The sequence below is a fragment of the Actinomadura sp. GC306 genome (genome assembly GCF_004348665.1).
Taxonomy (GTDB): Bacteria; Actinomycetota; Actinomycetes; order Streptosporangiales; family Streptosporangiaceae; genus Spirillospora.
Genome location: NZ_SMKM01000461.1, coordinates 1 through 2,604 on the forward strand (window position 1 = coordinate 1; position 2,604 = coordinate 2,604).

General features: G+C 73.0%; 1 protein-coding gene and 1 pseudogene. Both read right to left on the reverse strand.

Annotation, left to right across the window (positions count from 1 at the left end; genetic code table 11):
- The coding region (locus tag E1200_RS32580; RefSeq protein ID WP_131956426.1) for a VIT domain-containing protein at window positions 1-2,306 on the reverse strand (2,306 nt) is incomplete at its 3' end.
- A pseudogene (locus E1200_RS34535) lies at window positions 2,303-2,604 on the reverse strand (hypothetical protein); the annotation flags it as partial. The pseudogene E1200_RS34535 and the gene E1200_RS32580, both read right to left, overlap by 4 nt.

The window sequence follows — 2,604 nt, forward strand, 5'->3', positions numbered from 1 at the left end:
GTGGTGAAGTCGCCGAGGGTCTGGAGGGCCTGAGTCCACAGGGAGTCCACGGTGGTCTGGTCCGCTGTGGGGTCCAGGCGGCGGAGCTCGTCGCGGAGGGTGGTCAAGGGTGCGATGGTCAGGGACTGGGCCTCCATGCGCTGGATGATCGACTCCAGGATGGGGAGGAGGTCGCCCAGCAGGTGTCGGACCCGCTGGTCATGCGGGGCCTGGCGGAGACGGTCGAGGACGTTGGAAAGTTCTCGCTGGAACTCGGCCGGGGTGGGCTGGCGTGCCTGGCGTGGCATGCCGCCGGGGCTCGCGGCGCCGCGGAGGCGGCCTGCGCTTTTTGCGGGCATGCCCGCGGAGCTGGGAGGGGGCGGCGGGCCGGACGGGGCCTGGGCCGCCATCGGCGCGAAAGCCGCCATGGGGGCCGCGCCTCCGGCCATCATCGGCGCCGCGTCGGGCTGAGCCCAGCCTTGGGGCGGCTCGACCGGTTGGACGACCTGGTGGGGCGCGGGGCCGTCGGTGACCACGCGGCTGTCTACCGCGACGAACGCGGTGAAGCGGCACAGGACGCCGAAGCGGAGGGACGTCTTGACGATGCGCTGTTCCAGGTCGCCGGGGCCGCCCGTCGTGTAGCGGTCTTCCAGGTCGCGTAGGTGCGCGCGGGCCCAGATGGACGTGGCGGCGGAGTTGTCGGTGACAACGCCCGCGGCCCGCTGCTGCCAGGCCGCTCCGGTGGATCCGGTGCCGCGGACGGTCAGCGACCCGGTGGGGGTTCCGCGGAACCGGCCCGCGATCACCAGGGGCACGCCGGGGAAGAGCGCGCCGGGCCGGGCCGGGGCCGTGGAGTCGGGCACGATCTCCAGGTCGTCGCTGTGGAGGGTGAGCCCGGTTGCGAGTGGCGCGGCGATCCGGTGGTGGATGTGCTCCATCGCCTCGTCCAAGCGGTCTTCGGACTCGACGAGTTCGCAGCGGCCCTGGCCGATGGCGGCGAGACGGTTGAGGAAGCCGGCGTTGACGGCCCTGTCGATCCCGACCGTGTGGACGCGCACGTCGCGCAGCCGGGGTTCCACACGGGCGAGGATCTGGTCCTCGTTCCCGACCTGGCCGTCGGTGATGAGGACCAGTACCCGGTCGCGGCCGGTGTCGGTGAGGAGGCGGCAGCCCTCGTCGAGCGGCGCGAGCATCTGGGTGCCGCCGCGCGCGTGCAGCGCCGCAAGGTGTTCGACGGCGCGGAACCTGTTGCGGTCGGTCCCCGCGACCAGTTCGGCGCCGAGGTCCCGGGGGCGCTCGATGTCGTGGTCGAACGACAGCACGGCGAATCTGTCCTCGGTGCGGAGCGTGTCGACGATGCGGGCGGCGGCGCGGCGGGCCGCGACCATCTTCCAGCCGCCCATGCTGCCGGAGCGGTCGAGGACGAGAACCACGTCGCGCGGCCTGGGCCGTGCCTCGCCGGAGGGCAGGACGGTCAGGGTGAACGTGCCCTCGTCGCCGGTCTCGTCCGGGACCAGGGAGAGCGCCGCGCTCTCCTGCGGGGCGTAGTCGAGGCGCAGGATGAAGTCGCGGTCGAGGCGTTCACCCGGCCGCAGCCGCACGGTCGTGCGCTCGCCCGCGCCTTCTTCGGCGACGACGTGGAGGGCCGAGCGGATCTGGTTCAGCGGCAGCCCGGCGGGGGCGATGTCGACGGTGACGGCGAGTCGGACGGGGTTGGGAAAGCCGGGGAGGAGAACGGGCGGGCTGATGCGGGATGCGTCGGGCACCGCGTCGGTGTCGTCGGCCACTCCGGAGCCGGAGCGTTCACCGTGCAGGGGCGCGCCCGGGATGTAGCGGGGCGCGACGACGAGCGGGAAGCGGAACACCGCGCTGGAGGCCGACTCGTGGGGGAGTGGCTGATCGAGCGTCAGGGTGATCGTCACGCGCTCGCCGGGAAGGATGTTGCCCACCCGCATGGTGAAGACGTCGGGGCGGTCTTCCTCGGCGATGGCCGCGCGCCGGCCCGCGGCGATGGCCGCGTCGTAGTCCTGCCGGGCCTGGCCGCGCTCCTTCAGCGTCCCCTCGATGACCCGGTCGGCGGCCTCCATGCGCAGCGCGGTGACGGCGGCGCGGTCGGGCAGCGGAAAGATGTAGGTCGCCTCCAGCGGCACGTCGAACGGGTTGCGGAACCCTTGGACGACCTCGATTCCGGCGGCCAGCCCGGTGATCGACGCGTGCACGCTCACGGAGTCCAGTGGCAGGTTGCCCCGCTCGGTGCTGAGGGCGCCGATCCCGCCGTCGGTGGCCGGGGCGTCGGTGTCGGGTAGCGGCAGTATGCGCACGGTCACTTGGACCTCCCAGTGGGGTCGGCGGGCAGGAACGCGGGGCTTGTGGTGGTGGCAGTGAGGAGACCGCGCCGGTGCAGCTCGTCGAGCAGCGGGCGTGCTGCGGTCTCGATGGCGGCCAGGTCGCCGCCGTCCAGTGCCGGGACGTCCAGGAGAAGGGTGAGGCCGGGGGCGAGACGTATGCCCTGGACAACGGTGGGACGAGTTTCGGCGGGGACGTTCGCCCCGTAGTCGTCGGTGACGGTGGCCTTGGGGTAGGAGATGTCGGGGCGCGCCCGCCAGAAGGCGGGTTGGGCGGTGC